We start from the raw sequence: 17,764 nt of genomic DNA on the forward strand, positions 1-17,764 counted from the left end.
GTCTAATTACTCCTTTTTATTTCTCACCGCTTCTAACATGATGCCTGCACGCTCATGCAAATCTGCATATTGTGATTTTCCGGCAGACATCTCCTTCGCGCTGTAAAACCCACTCTCTGCTTCTGTCAGTTGTTCCAGTTTCAGGTGACATTCAGCAGAGTGAAAAGGTGGGCGTGGATCATTTACGTCCACTAGCGCTGCGTAGCTGTAGGCGTCTATTGCCTGCAGATACTCACCCAACTCCTGACGAGCCGCGCCAAGGCCAATGAAAAATCGCGCCTGATAATGATCAAGCATGCTGAGTAATTGAAATACTTTCGCTGCTTGCTCAATCTTTCCCGATTGGAAAAAGTTGTAACCTACGGCATAAATGTGTTCGATGGTGTCCTGAGACACATCGTGCAACATTTTTAGCGTGCCTCCCTCTTCCAGAAAAGACAGCAGCTCTTCTGCTTGCATTTGGGATGGATCGGTCGCGTTTGTTTTAGTCATGGTTGGTTATCCTTAAATGGCTCGTAGGATTTCTTGTAAAATACTGTGGTACTTCTGAACAAACTTGTTCATCGCTTCAACGGTCGAGTTGTATTGAGAACTGGTGTCGTTCAGCTCAGTGGTTTTGATTTGCACTTCATCGTTAAGCAACTTGGATTTAGCACTGACAGAACTAGAAAAATTAGACAGTTTTTTAGACTTCTCTTCGTCTTGGTACGACGCACCATCACCGATAGTAATACCTTGTGTTTGAAGGAAGTCTCGATGGTTTGTTATTTTATTATCCGTCAAATACTTGTACTCAGGTGAAGCTTCAAAATCCGTTTGATTGCTGTAGTTAAAGTCACTCGCTTTGAAGTTACTTTCTGGATATCCCGGTTTATAAACCCCATCAACACTTTGCGTAGAGTGAATTTTTGATTGCACAACACCAAAAACTTTAAGCTGTATTGTGAGATCCTCTAATGCCTCTTTCTGGTCATTACGTTTCTCTAAACGGTTAACACGACGCTCATTTAGTGCAAGCAGCACTTGCTCATCAAAACGGTCTCCAATGCTGGACTCAACAACGGCCAACAAATCACGAGCCGTTAGAGAGTGCTCTGCTCTCACCTCGCGATCCGCTTTCTCTTTATCGGTGATATTGAGTAGACGCTCTTTCAATGCCCCTAAGTTCTTGCGCAATGCCTCGTATCGCTCAGTAAATGAAGCCCCGATAGATTCACCTTTTACTATTTTTTCAAACTGTAATCGGATATCTCGTTCGGTGTTTTCTTTGATCAAATTAACTTGAGCTGCCGTTATTTGTGTCTTTTGGACATCGGCTATCGCTCTGTCCTGGTAAAAGTCGTCGATTTCTATATTTGTTAAACTCACCGCGAAGTTGGCGAACAGACTAGAAAGGGTCAAAGGCTCAGTTCCACCAATGACAGTATTAAGTGCTGCTTTTAGATTGTTCGTTCCACTCGCCTCACCATAAGCTGCGCTATATTGGCCTTTCACTTGAGCGGCCATTTCATCTAACGCTTCTTTAAGCTGCTGTTTAGAAATACCAGGAGTCCAGGTAATTCTGCTAGCTAGCGCACTTGCGTCATCGGTGCTTAAAGTAATACCGATGCCTTGAAAACTACTTTTTAATTGAGCTGAGACTTGAAGAGCGAAACTCTCTTTAGTCAACAGGAAATCCGAGCTCTTCAGTTGCGCGAGATTAACGGAACCTAAGCTACTAAAGGCATTGCGAAGAAAAGAAATAGAAGCATCTCTCACTTCACGGGAGCTCATTTGATTAGCAAGCTCTGCAACAAAAAGAGAAATTTCTTTGGTGGCATTAGCCAGACCTGTCTCGGAGAGGTTGGCGATCTGCTCCGCTTGGTTACTCTGAGTCCCCAAATTGAATTGACTAACAAACTCAGTAGATAACGAGCTATCTACATTGTCCGTCAGTAACTGACTAAACCAAGCCTGAAACTGATTTGATAGCGTTTGGTTTGTTTGAGCATTAAACTCGGCTGCGGTTAATTCGCCATCTGAGTTAGCACTTTGTAGCGACTTTAGCCAAACAGATGCGGTGTCGGTCAATGATATACCAGCAAACGCGTTATTTTTCGCTTTTAGGTTTTCAAGCGTATCAACATAAAGCGCGATGCTTTGTGATTCCGTTTGTCCCGAGATAGTTGGCAATGAAGAGACTATCGAGGCAAGTTGCAGAGTCTCTGCTTCACCCAGTACAGGGGTAAATGCCTCTATCAAGTTTTGTTGGAAAGTGGGTAATGGTGCACTACTCGCAGCTGTGTCTGTTGCTCCTGTCGTAGAGCCAGTCGTTTTCATATTCGTCATTTCCAAACCTCTAAATCATCATGCCGCGCATCACTGTGGGACGCTTTCTGCGTTTACCTGACGTACCTTGTAGCTGATTTTGTTGTTGCCGGCGGCGCTGGACTTCGTCTATTAGCTCTTGCTCTGCACGTTTCATGGTATCTACTGGTGCTTTTATGCCGCCAAGTAAAACATCACCCGCAACAGGACCAACACCTAAGCCTTCCAATAGCTCGTTAAAAATATCGGTTCTGTCTTCAGCTTTTCTAATGGCAAGCTCAGCGTTCTCAATCGCATCGGTAAACGGTTGCTTCATCTTGATTCCTATCTTAAAGCGGGTCATCTCATCGGTGCTGTCAGTAACAGTCGCGAGTTTTTACTTTTTCAACTTTTTCAAAGGTCTATAATCTGCTAGGCGTAAACAGTACCAGTCTTCTAGCTCATCATGGCTTGCACCGCATGCTTTTAGATAGAACTGTGCCAATCGCTGGCTGCTCATGTTGCTACCACGTAACACATCGACGTTGCCGCGAATGACCCAATCGGAGGGATAAAGTTGAATGGCATGTTCAGCCAAGAGAAATAAGCCGGCAAAGGGGTTACTCAACCCCAATTTTGGACGAACGCGTTTCAGAAGAACGATGATGATTTCACCGTCCTCCACCCGAAAAACGAGCTCTAAGCCTTCAACTTCAATTCGATAACCAAGTTGAATTTCACTTTGTTGCCAAAAGTATGGCGTCACTTCGATCCCCGCTTGCGCCAGCGAGAGTATTAGTTTTGTTTTCATTACATCCCCACCCTTCCAAGTGGCTGAATATTGATTTGCTGGGTTAGTTCTTGAAATGACAAAACGGGCAGATCGTAGTATTCCGATTCAATAAGCTTTCGCACATATCGGCGTACATCCATAGACACAACTAGCACAGGTTTATTCGGCATGCGGCTTAAGTCACCAATGGTTTGTTTCACATCACTGACAAATTGTTGCGTTACTGACGGGTCTAACGCCAAGTAACTCCCTGCTGAGGTTTGACGAATACCGCTGCGTATTGTGTCTTCGAGACTTTGATCCAATAAGTAAGCGGGCAACATGTTTTGTCCGCTCGCGTATTTGTAGCAAATGTAACGTTTTAAGCTGGAACGAATGTACTCCGTCAGCTGTACAACATCTTTCTCTTTTTGGCCCCACTCAACCATCGCTTCCAAGATCACGCGAAGGTTTCGGATAGAAATGTCTTCAGAAACCAAGCGTTGCAAGATTTCCGTCATTTTTTGCAACGGAACAATACGCTGGGCCTCTTTGACTAGCTCCGAATAACTGCCTTCCATCTGCTCCAACAGATAACGCGTCTCCTGAATACCAATAAAGTCTTGCGCGTACTCCTTAAGAACATGAGACAAGTGGTACGTTAAAATTCTGTCGGGTGTGAGAAAACCTACATGACTGGCTACGAGTTTTTGATCATAACTCTGTGCCACCCAAATGCTAGAAATACCAGGTAGAAAATCTTCATCTTGCTCATAAGGCACGCCTAATAAATCGATCTGTTCATTCCCTTCTGTCACCAAGAGTTGATCTTTAACAATTCGTCCTCGTGCAACCGGGACTTCTTGTAACTGAATTAAGTACTCGCCATTTTGCATCCCCTCGTTAAAGCGCAGGTGGATGCCTGGGAAAGGCACGCCTAGGTCGAGATATAGTGCGCGTCTAACCCTTGCTAGCTCTTCATTTAATGCGACCGCTTCCAAGCTTTCCTGAAGGCTCGCGTCAAGATCGATCAAGAGTGGGACCGTCATGGCAAACTCTTCTTGCTCACCTAATTTGCCTTTACTGTTTCTAGATGGAGTGGGTTTGTTTGGCTTCGCTGCTGGCGAACCGGCCCCTTGCGAAACAAAGCTTGATAAGTCGGTGCTATCTGATTCCGCTTGTTTTTTCTGTTGATAGAAAAGGAAGAAACCACCACCACCAACCACGGCGGCCAAGACCAGAAAAGTGATTTTTGGAAACCCAGGGATGAGTGCGAACAGCACCAAAAGCACACCACCAATAAGAAGCGCACGTGGCTGAGCAATGACCTGCCCACCAATGTCCGACCCAAGATCAGAAGAATCTTCATGAGAAACACGCGTCACGATAATACCGGCGGTAATCGCGATAAAGAGTGCCGGGATCTGCGATACCAAACCATCGCCAACGGTCAAAATCGCAAACAATTCAAGTGCTTCAGAAGCACTCATGCCTTTTTGCGTTACCCCGATCGTGACGCCACCTAAGATGTTGACCACAATGATGACCAGACCCGCAATGGAGTCGCCTTTAACGAACTTCATCGCGCCATCCATCGAGCCATACATTTGGCTTTCTTTTTCAATCAGTGATCGTCGGTGCCTAGCTTCGTGTACGTCAATTACTCCGGCACGCATGTCACCGTCAATACTCATCTGCTTACCAGGCATCGCATCGAGTGAGAAGCGCGCACTAACTTCTGCTACCCTCTCTGAGCCTTTGGTGATCACCATAAACTGAACAATGGTAATGATCAGGAACACAACGATACCGACCACTAAGTTACCGCCCACAACGAAGTTACCGAATGTATAAACGATTTGACCAGCATCGCCTTGTAGCAAGATCAAGCGGGTTGTCGTGATAGATAAAGACAGACGAAACAATGTCGTGATCAATAGCACCGCAGGAAATGCAGAGAACTCAAGTGGCGTGGTGATGTAAATCGCTAACATAAGCAGCACCACCGCAATGCTCATGTTGGTGCCAATCAGCACATCCACCAGTGCGGTAGGAAGTGGCAATATCATCATAAAGACGATCGCGAGTAACATCACCGCAAGCATGATGTCTTTGCGTTGCCCTACTTTGTTTAGAATATCGATCAACTTATTCATGTGATTCACTATTTAAAGATTGCAGATAGCGTCGGTGCGCTTGACGGGCGCCATCGACGTCATTTTGTTTCCAACGCGCTTGGCTTAAACAAAACCAGAGTCCTGCCGAGTCAGGATGAAGGTCAGATTTTAATAAGTGCTCACACACCTCAATCGCCCGGGTATATCGACCACTTTGTAAACACGCCACAGCAAGTGTTTGCATCGCCTCTTTGTGCTGCGGTTCTATTTCTAGAACCGCATCGAGAATAGAAATGGCATGCTCTGGCTTTTGGTATTGAACTTGTAGCGCAGCATGAACAAGTAAGAGTTCAATGTCTTTGGATCTCAACATGTTGGTTAGACCTGAATAAGGAGATTGAGCGCCATAGTGAGGTAACGCTGATCTAGTTGCGTACTTTGTAGCGTTTCGGATGCTTTGATAAAAGAAGCGGAGCCTGAATCCTGTGCAAGAACTTGCATCTGAGCCAACGTTTCATCAAATTGTTGACGGTATTTTTCTGGACGCAACAACTCTGAGTGCAGCAGCTTGGGCTTAGTTAACGCGATGAGATATTGGTCTGAAGGCCGGAGGTCATAGAGCTTCTCTAAATGTGTAGCGACCGCCTGACCATCAGGAAGCAATTGAAATCGCTCTGGGAAATCGGCCTTAACTTCACTATGAGTAACATGCGTAAAGGCTTCGATGCCTACGTTTAAAGTGCTGACTCGAGTCATGAGCCTGCCACATCGTTATGCAGACGAGCCAAAAGCGTAAACGCTTGCTCTAAGGTCGGCAGTGTTACTTCTTCTCCTTTTAGCCTTGCTGAAAAAACCAGAGTTTGCTCATCTAACAAGCCGGTTTTAATTTCGAAAGGCCAGCCTTGATCGGCATGACACAAACACAGTGCACTTTGAATCATGTCACTGGTTTGATGCCAAGATAACGCTCGAGACAACATCAAGAATAACTGCTCACCCTGTCGCTCAATATGCAGCGTACCACTTTGCTCAAAATCCAGCTGCACCCGTCCAGCTGATGAGAAATCGACGGCATAGAGCCCCATTCCTCGGCAAAATTCATCGACGGATGCATCAATCCAACTCATCTTCCCACGCTTCCTCTTCTTCTATATCAATGGCTTCGTCTAGCGCCTTTTGTACCGCTTGGATTAAATTCTGTCGTTGTTCATCATCGGCGAATACGTCAATTGGGATTGCGCGAACTAACTTATGAAACTCTCGAAAAAAATCGATTTTTTGTTCTACCGCCGTCAATTCCATTGCGTTGGCGACTTTCCATATCTCATCACTGCTTACCCATCGCTGCTCTACCAACGCAATCACATCAGCCATCAAATTAGAAACTTGATAAGCCATAATTCGTCCTTTCCGGTTTAAACATTTGGAACAGCTGACTCACACGATCTTGCAACGTATTTAGAGTTTTGAGTTTTTGCATATCGGACATCAACCACTGCAACTTAACCGAGTCGATACTGCTACCTTGAACACTAAGATCTGCACTCATGCCTTGCAGCATAAAGTCAACAGCGGTCGATACCTCCTGCTCACCAAAGCGCGCTACTACATCTTGATAAGCCGCGCCGAGCCCTTGATAACTATGAACGGTATCGCGGTAGAAGCCGCGCAGCTGATGCAAAGAGCTAAACTCTTGCTCTTGGCTGTATTCATCAGCAAAATTTGAGACACGGATTTCCGTATCAATTTGAGACCATGTATCTGGGTTTTGCTCGATTCTTAGAAGTGCTTGGTCAATCAGCGCTAGTAGGTGTTTACTTTCTGGACTCGCACTCAAAAACTTTTTAACGGCTTTTAGGGCTAGGTATTGATGGCTTTTCTCCTCGGAAAACCCATTCAAGTAGGCTTGTAATTGCGCGATGGTCGAGATATTTCCTCCCGCCATTTTTGTAGCCAAATCTTTGATCTTTTGATTCTTTTCAAGATCAGGGACTTTTCTTAAATAGTCCGAAACGAGTTCATGTGCTTCATTAACTCGAACACCACTGTCTTTCACTTTGCGCTTGGTCAGATCTTTCTCTGCTTTTTCGGAACCGAGTGAAGTGAGTTCTTCCATCGCATCAAAAAGTGATTGTGTGGCATTGTGAACACGGACGGTTTCACCGCGATAATTGCCTTTTTGTGAAACGTCGGGACGAGACGATTCCAACCCGTTTTGGATAGACGCATCAAACTTTGGATTTGTTGCGATATGATTGTTGATAATACTCATTCACTTGCACTCCTTCCGCACAATACAGGCGAATTATAGGAAGTGCGCTTTGTTGAAGCTGTCAAAATCAGACGTGTTTTTTTAGTGCGCTTTCAGTTTTCTAAAAACTCCCGACTGATATTCACTATAAATTGATTCTTATACTTTCTATCCTCTCAGCATCAATCATTGCGCATATTTTTACCTTGAACGATTTCTCATACATCACTGATATCCAACAATCTGCGATTAAACACACGCGTTTGATCCAAATTCGCGGGCGCGTTACACAAGTCACCGGCACCATTATCAAAGCTGTCGTCCCTGGCGTTCGTGTAGGTGAACTGTGTGAGTTGCGTAATCCCGATCAAACTCTGTCTTTGTTAGCGGAAGTGGTTGGCTTCCAGCAGCATCACGCTTTGCTCACCCCGTTAGGAAATATGTTTGGGATTTCCTCAAATACAGAAGTAAGCCCAATGGGCAAAATGCACGAAGTGGGTGTTGGCGACCACCTGTTAGGTACAACGCTTGACGGGCTTGGGCGTCCTTTCGATGGTACGCAGAGTCAGGAACCAAGTGCTTGGTATCCTGTTTATCGCGATGCGCCACCACCAATGCAACGTAAACTGATTGAAAAGCCAATCTCTCTTGGCGTTCGATCCATTGATGGGCTACTGACCTGTGGTGAAGGTCAGCGCATGGGTATTTTTGCAGCGGCTGGCGGGGGTAAAAGTACCCTACTGGCTAAACTGATTCGCTCCGCAGAAGTTGACGTGACCGTTCTCGCCTTAATTGGTGAACGCGGACGCGAAGTGCGCGAGTTTATTGAGCATGACCTAGGCGAAGAAGGAATGGCCAAATCGGTTTTAGTGGTCGCTACCTCTGATCGCCCAGCAATGGAGCGCGCCAAAGCCGCTTTTGTTGCCACTTCTATCGCAGAATATTTTCGTGACCAAGGTAAACGCGTGCTACTGCTGATGGATTCTGTAACGCGTTTCGCCCGCGCACAGAGGGAGATTGGACTAGCCGCAGGCGAGCCACCAACACGACGTGGCTATCCGCCTTCCGTTTTTGCCGCTTTGCCAAAGCTGATGGAACGAGCTGGACAATCAGACAAAGGATCAATTACAGCACTGTACACCGTGTTGGTGGAAGGTGACGACATGACAGAGCCTGTCGCGGATGAAACTCGCTCCATTTTAGATGGGCACATCATTCTCTCGCGTAAACTTGCCGCAATGAACCATTACCCTGCGATTGATGTACTTCGGTCAGCAAGCCGAGTGATGAATCAAATCGTTGAATCCGATCATCAGGCGTCTGCTGCTCATATTCGCGAAATGTTAGCTAAGTATGAAGAAGTTGAACTGCTAATCAAAATTGGCGAATACCAACATGGCGCAGATAGCCGAGCGGATATGGCCATTGCACAAAGTGATGATATATGCGCCTTTTTACGCCAAGGCACTCATGAACCAAGCGATCTTGATGGCGCTATCGCTCAACTTAAAGGGATGGTGAAACAATGATAGAACGCTTATTAGAAATCAAAAAAATTCGCGCTGACCGTGCGGATAAAGCCGTCAAGCGTCAAGAATACCGAGTGTCAAACGCCGCAGCACAGGTTCAAAAGGCCGAACGTTCTGTCGCGGACTATCACGTTTGGCGCCAGGAAGAAGAAGAGCGACGTTTTGCTAAAGCAAAACAACAAACGCTCGTTCTCAAAGAGCTAGAAACATTAAGACAAGAAATCGCGTTGTTAAGAGAGAGAGAAGCCGAACTTAAACAACGTGTGGCCGAGTCAAAAAAAGCGCTTGAAATCGAACGCTCGGCACTTAAAGAAAAGCAAAAAGAGGCGCGACAAGCCCATAAAACCAAAGAAAAATTCGTTCAGTTGCAGCAACAAGAAGTCGCGGACAAATCGCGAGAAAGGCAATACCAAGAAGAACTCGAACAGGAAGAGTTTCGCACTGTCGACATTATCTAAAGGTTCACTATGCGCATTACCCCAACAACTGAAACATCGAATACGCTGCACAAATCAACGCCGGAACAAGCGCCTCTCGAGAAGGAGGCCGAGCTTCAATCACAATTCGAGCATGCAATGACGAAGAAGCCTAGCAAGGGAAAGGAGTCTATCGTTGGGAATCCCCAAAAAAATCATACTGGCGAAGAAGACATACCGCTAAGGCATAAGACATCTCAAGGTCTAGATAAGAAACTTAACCTATCGAACCAAGAAGCCAACGCTGACAAAAACATCTCCACTTTAAAAGGTCAAAGTGACGTCGTCAGTAAGAGAGATATAGAGAAATCGCAAGACGACGCAGCAAATAGCGAAGAAATAATTAGCAAAAACAATAAATTGCTTAAACATGATGGAAAAATCGATGGCGACACAGTTCTAAGATCCCCTTCTACCGAGCGTGTTGATCCTCACTTTCAAGCTCATTTGAAAGATGATAAACCGACGCCGATGGATAAACATACCTCGCCGGAGTATCTCTCTACGCTTGAATCTGGCTTGCTCCCCCAAAATGCGACAGCGACAGAGCTCGCTCAAGATGGGATTAACATTGTTGGCTTAACGAAAAGGCAAACTGAAAAAACGCACAATAAGCGTGCAACTCCGCCGCTACAGAATACAGGCAAACGATCAGACCAAACTGGTGGCCTGCCTGAAACCAAGCCTCTTGAAAAAATCGTGACGAAAAGCGCACTAGTCGCCGTGAAAACGGATGAAGAAAAAGTACCTTCTCAACCCTTTGCAAGTGCGGTAACACAAGGCGATGTCATCCTAAAAAGTGTTGCTTCGCAGGCTCAACCAAGCCCAACGCGAGACGTAAACCAATTACTCCAGCAATTGGTGGACAAAATCTATGTTGCTCTGCCAACCGCATCGGACAACAAAGAGGTTCGGCTGTTTCTAAGTGAAGGACAATTAAAAGGTGGCGAAATCCACATCAAGTTGGACGCTCAAGGGTATAGCGTGACGATTCGACAAGAGCATGCCCTTTCCATTATTAGCCAGCAAGCTAGACAAGATCTTGCTGAACGGCTAAACCGATTCTGCGGTGAGCAGCCACTTCGCTTAGCGATCAGCGAACAAACTCAACAGCTCGATCAACAACAACATGAACAACAACACTCACGCCAACAACGCAGCGTGTATGAAGAATGGCAAGCGGAGAATGACCTATGACGCCGTTAATAATACCCAAAGTGGATGCAGAAAGTATCGCGCTCAGCAATCAACTTTGTGCAAAACAGTGCCACTTCCAAGGGACTGATGGTCAGAGCGTATCGATTACTGTTGCTCAAATCCCTTCATTTGAAGGGTTCCGTTTAACCACGTTGATTGGAGGGCAAACCCTACAAGTAGACTTTTCTCGTGCGCAGCTCCAACATTGGCTGAAATCGACCTTAAATGCTACTGCGTTTGAGTCCCTGCCTAACTCCCTCCAGTTAGCACTTTTGAGCTCACAGATAGAACCGCATAGTGAGGCAATCAAAGCGCTATTTGGTCAGTTACCCATTCTTAGTCAACTACAGCCGTTAGAGGCGAGCCAGGCCCAAGAGCATACTTTAATGTTAACCCTCAATAAGCCTAACGGCTCTCTTTGTTTGTGGGTTAGCGAAGGATCAGACGTGTTGTTGGATGCGCTACCAAACAGCGCTGCTCTACAAGCTCGACACCTCGCTTTACCTGTGTGGTTAAGTCTTGGAAGGACCCATTTGACGTTAAGCGAATTTAATTCGCTCGAGCTGGGAGATGTCATCTTTTTTGACGATGGTTACATCGCCAAGCAACAAGCCATTTTTCAAGTATCTAACCAGAATCTCTGGCGCTGCCAACTGGATGACCAAACTCTTCACATTATGGAAAAAGAAACCAATATGAATGACGTAAACACTTCAGAAATGTTAACCGACCACCAGCAACTGCCTGTGGAACTCACGTTTGATATCGGCCATCAAACCATCACGCTAGAGCAGCTTAACCAGCTTCAGCCAGGGTACGTATTCGAGCTAAACCAGCCTGTATCTAAGCCGGTAACATTGCGTGCCAACGGCAAAATCATTGGTGAGTGTGAACTGGTTAATGTTAACGAACATTTAGGTGTGCGCGTACTGGAGCTGTTCGGTGGCACGCAGGAGCCAGCATGATCCAGTTACCCGACGAGCTCAATCTCATTGTCAGCTTAGCACTGCTGGCACTGATCCCATTTATCGCCATGATGGCGACGTCGTTTGTGAAACTCGCCGTTGTATTCTCACTGTTGCGTAACGCTCTCGGTGTACAGCAAATTCCGCCGAATATGGCGCTTTACGGATTGGCTATTATTTTGTCAATTTTCATCATGGCTCCCGTCGGGTTTGAAACCTACGACTACGTAAAGCAGCATGATATCTCCCTTGAAGATTCTGCAAGTGTAGAAGGCCTCATTGAAAGCGGTTTACAGCCTTATCGAGAATTTTTGAAAAAGCATATTCGGGAAACCGAAGCCATATTCTTCACTGATGCTGCACGCACATTGTGGCCACAGAAGTACGTAGACCGTTTAGAGTCGGACAGTTTATTGCTCTTACTGCCCGCATTTACCGTCAGCGAGCTTACTCGCGCTTTTGAAATTGGCTTTCTGTTGTACTTACCGTTCATCGCTATTGACCTAATTGTGTCGAATATCCTACTCGCGATGGGGATGATGATGGTATCGCCAATGACGATTTCCCTCCCCTTCAAATTGTTGCTTTTTGTCTTGCTTGACGGCTGGACAAAGCTCACCCACGGCTTAGTGTTGAGTTACGGTTAATCACGGAGAAAGTATGCATTCTGCTGAAATCATTCATTTCACGACTCAAGCATTAACCCTAGTGTTGTACTTGTCATTACCGCCGATTTTAGTCGCAGCATTGGTTGGTACATTGGTGTCGCTTATTCAGGCGTTAACTCAGGTCCAAGAACAAACGTTAGGCTTTGTGGTCAAGCTTATCGCGGTCATTATTACGCTGTTCGTCACAACGCAATGGCTAGGGGCAGAGCTCCACGCCTTCGCCTCGCTTGCTATGGATAAAATTCCTCAAATACGATGAGTTATCACGACTTACACCAGGCTTTATTTTTGTACAGCCTGACGTTACCTCGGTTAATGGCATGCTTCATCTTTTTGCCTATTTTGAGCAAGCAAATGCTAGGCGGCACCATGGTGAGAAATGGTGTACTTTGCTCACTCGCGCTGTTTATATTTCCGATGATTAATCAGCAAAGCTTGCCTGCAGAAACCGACGGCATTTTGCTGATAGTGATTTTGGGTAAGGAGGTATTAATTGGGCTATTGATAGGGTTTGTTGCTGCTATCCCTTTTTGGGCGATAGAAGCGGCCGGTTTTCTGGTCGACAACCAACGTGGGGCTGCCATGGCAAGTATGTTTAACCCAACGCTAGGCTCACAATCCACACCAACAGCGGTATTACTGACCCAAACGTTGATTACCCTGTTCTTCTCTGGCGGGGGCTTTGTCACTTTTATCTATGCGTTATTCAAAAGCTATACATCTTGGCCGATCGTGGACTTTTTCCCAACCGTTAGCGACGCATGGGTGAGCTTCTTCTACGCGCAATTTGAACAGCTTATGTGGCTTGGTGTGTTGATGTCCGCTCCATTAGTGTTGGCAATGTTTCTTGCTGAGTTTGGTCTGGCGCTTATCAGTCGTTTTGCACCGCAATTGAATGTTTTTTTCCTTGCCATGCCAATAAAAAGTGCCATCGCGAGTGTTTTACTGATCGTGTATCTCGGAATAATGATGGATCACTTTGAAGTACAGTTTTACGGCATTACCCGATTCGCAGAACAACTCAATACCATTTGGCAATAACGCTTAGGATTCTTTATGAGTGCAGAAAAAACAGAGCAACCCACCGCAAAAAAGTTACGCGATGCTCGACAGAAAGGTCAGGTTGCCAAAAGCCAAGAAATCGTATCGTCTGCATTAATTTTGGCGCTCATAATTGTACTGTTTGCGTTCGCCGATTATTACATGTCGCACATCTCAGCGCTTATTCTACTACCAAGTAAGCTTGCTTATCAGGGTTTCCAAGATGCGCTAGTCGATGTCGCTATTGCCATCGCAAAAGAAATTGCCTATCTACTCGCCCCGATTATTCTGGTTGCTGCACTCGTCGCCATCTTTTCCAATATGGGGCAGTTCGGCTTCCTATTTAGTGGTGAATCCGTTAAACCCGACATCAAAAAGATCAATCCCGTCGAAGGGGCCAAACGCATTTTTTCCCTCAAGAGTGTGATTGAGTTTATCAAGTCGATCCTTAAAGTCTCTCTTCTTTCCTGCATTATCTGGGTGACATTACGCGGTAACATCAACGCTTTAATGCAAATTCCAACTTGTGGGCTAGAATGTGTCCCGACCATTACTGGCGTCATGATTAAACAATTAATGATTATCTCTTCGGTAGGCTTCATCGTCATCGCTGCCGCAGATTTTGCGTACCAGAAATTTGATCACACGAAAAAGCTCAAAATGAGCAAGGACGAAGTGAAGCGCGAATACAAAGAGATGGAAGGCAGTCCAGAAATAAAAAGCAAACGTCGTCAGTTGCACCAAGAGCTACAAGCCTCCAATCAGCGCGAAAACGTTAAACGTTCTAATGTATTAGTTACAAACCCAACACATATCGCGGTTGGCCTTTATTACAAGAAAGGCGAAACGCCCCTGCCCGTCATCACTTTGATGGAAACCGAGGCGGTAGCCAAACGTATGGTCGCAATCGCTAAAGAAGAAGGCGTTCCTGTGATGCAAAAAGTCCCTCTTGCTCGTGCACTATACGCCGACGGCAACGTCGACCAGTACATCCCAAGCGATCTTATTGAAGCAACTGCGGAAGTGCTTCGTTGGTTGGCCTCGTTAGAGTCCGAGGCGGACTGACAAACCACATCCCATTCAAGATCTGGGCTTACAACTGCCCAGCTTTCAACCTCGATACTTTCAACGCTATAATGCGGTATCCTTTAACTGTATGTTGTTTTTATGAAATCTAGCTTAAGCATTCGCTCCTACACGAAACGTATGAGCCGACATACTCATAGTGATTATCATCAACTGGTGCTTCCTCTCCAGGGCAACATACATATTGATATGGATAGTTATGTCGGAAAGGTGGCGGTTGGCGACTGCATAGTCATCCCCAAAAGTTGTGCTCACGGTTTTAATGCCGAAGAGTCATCACGCTTTATTGTTGCGGATATGACCACTTTGCCCACTCATTTGATGGATAGTAGTGTGGCTGTGTTTTCGATTAGCCCGCCTCTACTGAGCTTTATCCAGTTTGTCGAAAAACAGCTTGAGTATCAGGTTAATGATGAAATTGAAAACTCAATGGTTGCAACCTTCTATCTGTTGCTGGAGCAACAAAAGCGGTCTCGCTCCGTAGATTCGCGTATTCGAGATGTACAGGTTGTGATCGCCGAGCAGCTTGATCAGCCACTCACCATTGCCTCATTAGCGAATGCCGCTTGCTTGAGTCCGACGCAGTTTAAAAAGCTTTTTAAAGAGCAGCTAAAAGTGAGCGTTCATAAATACATTACATTACAACGTATGGAAAAAGCCAAAGCACTACTGACTCATACAGACCTTCCAGTTCAGTTGATAGCTGAACGAGTTGGCTATAGTGACCTTTCCGCGTTTAGTCGACGGTTTTCAATGCATTTTGGCATGTCTCCTAGAGAGTTTTCCCGGTAGTCACTAAAATAGTCCTCTGGAACAAGTATTCCGTCTTTTCAGCACAAAAATCTCTATCGCTTTCTTTTATTCTTTCTACCCTAAAACAGCCATTCACTAGGTAGAAATTACAGTGTTAAAAAAACATTTCACCGACTATCAATTAGGAACTTTATCCATACTTTTTGCTTCAACCCTGTGGGGAACGACGGGCACCGCTGCCAGCTTGGCACCGAATGTCAGTGCTCTCGCCATTGGCGCATTTTCTATGGGTATTGGTGGATTTATGCAAGCATGTCTGTCTGCGAAGTCACTGAAGAGAGATTTTCGAAAAGTCGTACATAAGAAGAAAACGTTACTGGTTAGTATTATCGCCTTAGCCACCTACCCACTGGCTTTTTATTCATCAATGCGATTCGCCGGTGTGGCTATTGGTACGGTTGTTTCTATCTCCACTGCACCTTTCTTTTCTGCTTTGTTAGAGTGTCTCTTTAGCCGAAATCAGACCATAACCAAGCGCTGGATGATGAGTTTCGCAATCGGGGTCATTGGCATTACCTTGTTGTTGGCTTCTGAGTCATCCGCAAATAGCTTATTTGATCATGATATGAAGCATTGGGGTGTATTACTTGGCCTATTGGCAGGTTTGACGTACGCCATTTACTCATGGGGAGTAAAGACTATGATTGACCACGGCATTGAATCGCAAACAGCCATGGGAAGTGTTTTTGGTATTGGTGGAGTTTTGCTTCTACCAACACTTTTCATCACGGGCGATAATCTATTTGCATCATCAACTAATACGACGGTCATGCTCTACATGGCCTTGATTCCAATGGGGTTAGGTTACGTCGCTTTTGGGTTTGGGCTACGGTTTGTTACAGCCAGTGGAGCTAGCATACTCACGCTATTTGAACCTGTTATCGCAGCAGCACTAGCAGTTGCGATTGTTGGGGAAGAAATTTCTTTCATTGGTTGGGTTGGTATAACGTTGACACTTGTGTGTTTGTTTCTTCAGTCGAAAAGTTAAATTCAATGGACATGAGCCAGCCCCAAAAAGGAACGCTGACGGTAGATAAAGTAAGGAGCAGCACCTACCCCCTACTTTACCATTTGAAATTACACCCAGCCTTCAGCCAAGTACATCAATCGCAATTGACTTGGTGAGCCTAGTTTTTCTAGCGCATCTAACTGGACGTCACTCAGGTTTGGGCATTTATCAAGATAAACTCGTCCGTTTGCTGCATCTAGGGGGAGCTTGTAGGTTAGCTTTTCGTTTATTTTACTTGCTTCCCCTTTATCAATCGCTCGAACAGCTGGCATGAGCCAATCCCAATCTTCTCCTAACAGTTTTTTAAACGCCCCGTTAGCAATAGACTCGGTTTTACTTGGTGCATCCTCTGGGCTTAGCTTCAAGATAGAATCTACGTCAGGAACCAAGTGCTCACTTGGCTCTGAACCCAACATCTTTTTCAGTGTTAATCGAGCGGCTTCCATCTGTTGTGCTTCTTTAGGCGCTTGAGGAGAAGTCATTGCAGTATCCTCCTTAGGGCCAAGGTACGCCATTAATGCGCGGACAGACGCCGGATCTTGCATACTGAAGGTAAAGTCTCCTTTTGCATTGGAAACTTCAAGTCTAGGTAAAACACCAGACATTTCATCTTGCATAAGTTGCTCTTTTACTTCCGTATTTAACCCGTATGCCCCAGCTTGGTTCGCCACAAAACCACCGCCGCTCATGATAGCAGTCGTTGCCGCAGAACCGATTGCCTCTTTTGCTATCGGTGTGACGCCCACCGTTGCTACAGAGCTAACACCGAACGTGCCCAGGCTCCCCGTCGCCATACCTAATGTAGCTCCAATGCCACCTTCAGCCGACAGTATCGCATGACCTTGAGCCAAGGTTTGCTGCATCGGCATAGAAAGACGTTGATCTCGCCCTGGCAGCTGTGAAATTTGTTCTAACTGATGATGGTAAGCCTCAGCATCACCATTTACGGCCGCTTTGTGCAGCTCTCGACCTGTAGAAATCAATAAGCCAACGCCAGGTAATGCCAAGTTAATAACGGCGTTAACACCAGAACCTTTTAGCTTTTCTTTGCCCATCTGCAGCAGTTCAGCAGCAAAGCCATCCATTTTTCCCGGATACTGGGCTTCTAAGCTCACCTGCATACGCGGATCTTTGCTGATCGCATCAAACGTATTTTTAAGCTGCTGGTACGTATCGCTGCTCACTTTTATTTCATCCAATAGGCTGACAACTTCTAAGATTTTACGCTCAGTAAGTGGCTCACCGCGATAGCCTGAAGGACTCACTAGGGAGTAAGCCAACAGCGCAACCTCAGGTTTTTCTTGCTTAAGTAGCGCTTGTTTTAAATCAAGGTGAGTTTTGATGTTTTCTTGGAAAAACTTAGTGTATTTGCTTCTCAATACGCCTTCGTGAATAGAAGCAAACTTGTGACCTTTGTGGAATGTGGAAGGTTCTTTTACTTCACCTCTTTTACTGATCACTCGGTCATCTTTTTGCGCAGCAACTGCACGAAACTGCTCTAGATCAGGTACTGGGCTTTGGCTGATTTTTTGTGTTGTATTAACCATTTTTCTC

Annotated in this window: 21 protein-coding genes; 10 read left to right on the top strand and 11 right to left on the bottom strand. The window is 45.7% G+C overall.

The annotated features are described in order from the left end of the window. Positions 1 to 6: 6 nt before the first annotated feature. The 10 genes from vcrH to sctW are packed head-to-tail and all read right to left on the bottom strand — an operon-like array spanning position 7 to position 7,447. On the bottom strand, positions 7 to 492 hold the full coding sequence (gene vcrH / locus R7Z78_RS17070) for a SycD/LcrH family type III secretion system chaperone VcrH (RefSeq protein ID WP_005377258.1): 486 nt from the start codon (positions 490 to 492) through the stop codon (positions 7 to 9). Between the two features lie 12 nt (positions 493 to 504). Further along, positions 505 to 2,328: a virulence-associated V antigen gene (locus tag R7Z78_RS17075; RefSeq protein ID WP_104975352.1), complete on the bottom strand. Its 1,824-nt coding sequence runs from the start codon at positions 2,326 to 2,328 to the stop codon at positions 505 to 507. A gap of 10 nt (positions 2,329 to 2,338) precedes the next feature. After that, positions 2,339 to 2,623 carry an LcrG family type III secretion system chaperone gene (locus R7Z78_RS17080; protein WP_005395092.1) on the bottom strand — a complete coding sequence of 95 codons (285 nt, stop codon included), beginning with the start codon at positions 2,621 to 2,623 and terminating at the stop codon, positions 2,339 to 2,341. A gap of 60 nt (positions 2,624 to 2,683) precedes the next feature. Then, positions 2,684 to 3,097, bottom strand: a complete 414-nt coding sequence (locus tag R7Z78_RS17085; RefSeq protein WP_005377252.1) for an LcrR family type III secretion system chaperone — start codon at positions 3,095 to 3,097, stop codon at positions 2,684 to 2,686. Continuing rightward, positions 3,097 to 5,223 carry a SctV family type III secretion system export apparatus subunit VcrD gene (vcrD, locus tag R7Z78_RS17090; RefSeq protein ID WP_104975353.1) on the bottom strand — a complete coding sequence of 709 codons (2,127 nt, stop codon included), beginning with the start codon at positions 5,221 to 5,223 and terminating at the stop codon, positions 3,097 to 3,099. The genes R7Z78_RS17085 and vcrD overlap by 1 nt, the downstream gene beginning before the upstream one ends. Further along, on the bottom strand, positions 5,207 to 5,548 hold the full coding sequence (gene vscY / locus R7Z78_RS17095; protein WP_005377248.1) for a type III secretion system chaperone VscY: 342 nt from the start codon (positions 5,546 to 5,548) through the stop codon (positions 5,207 to 5,209). Before vscY ends, vcrD begins: the two co-directional genes overlap by 17 nt. Before the next feature lie 5 nt (positions 5,549 to 5,553). Beyond that, a complete protein-coding gene (gene vscX / locus R7Z78_RS17100; protein ID WP_054701657.1) occupies positions 5,554 to 5,931 on the bottom strand; it encodes a type III secretion system protein VscX in 378 nt (125 codons plus the stop codon). After that, complete coding sequence (gene sycN / locus R7Z78_RS17105) at positions 5,928 to 6,302, bottom strand: type III secretion chaperone SycN (RefSeq protein ID WP_104975354.1); 375 nt, start codon at positions 6,300 to 6,302, stop codon at positions 5,928 to 5,930. Before sycN ends, vscX begins: the two co-directional genes overlap by 4 nt. Further along, on the bottom strand, positions 6,289 to 6,573 hold the full coding sequence (locus R7Z78_RS17110; RefSeq protein ID WP_054576989.1) for a TyeA family type III secretion system gatekeeper subunit: 285 nt from the start codon (positions 6,571 to 6,573) through the stop codon (positions 6,289 to 6,291). The genes sycN and R7Z78_RS17110 overlap by 14 nt, the downstream gene beginning before the upstream one ends. Further along, a complete protein-coding gene (gene sctW / locus R7Z78_RS17115) occupies positions 6,554 to 7,447 on the bottom strand; it encodes a type III secretion system gatekeeper subunit SctW (RefSeq protein ID WP_017821331.1) in 894 nt (297 codons plus the stop codon). The genes R7Z78_RS17110 and sctW overlap by 20 nt, the downstream gene beginning before the upstream one ends. A gap of 185 nt (positions 7,448 to 7,632) precedes the next feature. On the opposite strand from sctW, the gene vscN reads away from it, so the two are divergent. The 10 genes from vscN to R7Z78_RS17165 all read left to right on the top strand — a co-directional run bounded on the left by vscN (position 7,633) and on the right by R7Z78_RS17165 (position 16,189). Beyond that, complete coding sequence (gene vscN / locus R7Z78_RS17120; protein ID WP_053307053.1) at positions 7,633 to 8,955, top strand: SctN family type III secretion system ATPase VscN; 1,323 nt, start codon at positions 7,633 to 7,635, stop codon at positions 8,953 to 8,955. Further along, positions 8,952 to 9,413: a type III secretion protein gene (locus R7Z78_RS17125; protein WP_053307013.1), complete on the top strand. Its 462-nt coding sequence runs from the start codon at positions 8,952 to 8,954 to the stop codon at positions 9,411 to 9,413. The genes vscN and R7Z78_RS17125 overlap by 4 nt, the downstream gene beginning before the upstream one ends. A gap of 9 nt (positions 9,414 to 9,422) precedes the next feature. Further along, entirely contained in the window at positions 9,423 to 10,628 is a 1,206-nt protein-coding gene (locus R7Z78_RS17130) for a type III secretion system needle length determinant (RefSeq protein WP_053307012.1), read from the top strand. After that, entirely contained in the window at positions 10,625 to 11,593 is a 969-nt protein-coding gene (vscQ, locus tag R7Z78_RS17135; protein WP_017634547.1) for a SctQ family type III secretion system cytoplasmic ring protein VscQ, read from the top strand. The genes R7Z78_RS17130 and vscQ overlap by 4 nt, the downstream gene beginning before the upstream one ends. Then, positions 11,590 to 12,240, top strand: a complete 651-nt coding sequence (vscR, locus tag R7Z78_RS17140) for a SctR family type III secretion system export apparatus subunit VscR (protein WP_005377232.1) — start codon at positions 11,590 to 11,592, stop codon at positions 12,238 to 12,240. Before vscQ ends, vscR begins: the two co-directional genes overlap by 4 nt. Positions 12,241 to 12,253: 13 nt before the next feature. After that, positions 12,254 to 12,520, top strand: coding sequence for a SctS family type III secretion system export apparatus subunit VscS (gene vscS, locus R7Z78_RS17145; RefSeq protein WP_005377227.1), 267 nt, complete (start codon positions 12,254 to 12,256; stop codon positions 12,518 to 12,520). Further along, positions 12,517 to 13,302 (top strand): type III secretion system export apparatus subunit SctT, encoded by a 786-nt coding sequence (gene sctT, locus R7Z78_RS17150; RefSeq protein WP_053307011.1) that lies wholly within the window; start codon positions 12,517 to 12,519, stop codon positions 13,300 to 13,302. The genes vscS and sctT overlap by 4 nt, the downstream gene beginning before the upstream one ends. A gap of 15 nt (positions 13,303 to 13,317) precedes the next feature. Beyond that, complete coding sequence (vscU, locus tag R7Z78_RS17155; protein ID WP_042523790.1) at positions 13,318 to 14,367, top strand: SctU family type III secretion system export apparatus subunit VscU; 1,050 nt, start codon at positions 13,318 to 13,320, stop codon at positions 14,365 to 14,367. Positions 14,368 to 14,469: 102 nt separating this feature from the next. Then, positions 14,470 to 15,180, top strand: a complete 711-nt coding sequence (locus R7Z78_RS17160; protein ID WP_031781101.1) for a helix-turn-helix domain-containing protein — start codon at positions 14,470 to 14,472, stop codon at positions 15,178 to 15,180. Between the two features lie 106 nt (positions 15,181 to 15,286). Further along, the gene (locus tag R7Z78_RS17165; RefSeq protein ID WP_373924825.1) at positions 15,287 to 16,189 is read left to right on the top strand and encodes a DMT family transporter; all 903 of its coding nucleotides are present in this window, start codon (positions 15,287 to 15,289) and stop codon (positions 16,187 to 16,189) included. 89 nt (positions 16,190 to 16,278) lie between these two features. Here R7Z78_RS17165 and R7Z78_RS17170 read toward each other — a convergent pair whose 3' ends face one another. Continuing rightward, a complete protein-coding gene (locus tag R7Z78_RS17170) occupies positions 16,279 to 17,757 on the bottom strand; it encodes a hypothetical protein (RefSeq protein WP_053307010.1) in 1,479 nt (492 codons plus the stop codon). Positions 17,758 to 17,764: the final 7 nt, after the last annotated feature.

Source organism: Vibrio sp. 1167, from assembly GCF_033340375.1.
In the GTDB taxonomy this organism is placed as follows: Bacteria; Pseudomonadota; Gammaproteobacteria; order Enterobacterales; family Vibrionaceae; genus Vibrio; species Vibrio alginolyticus.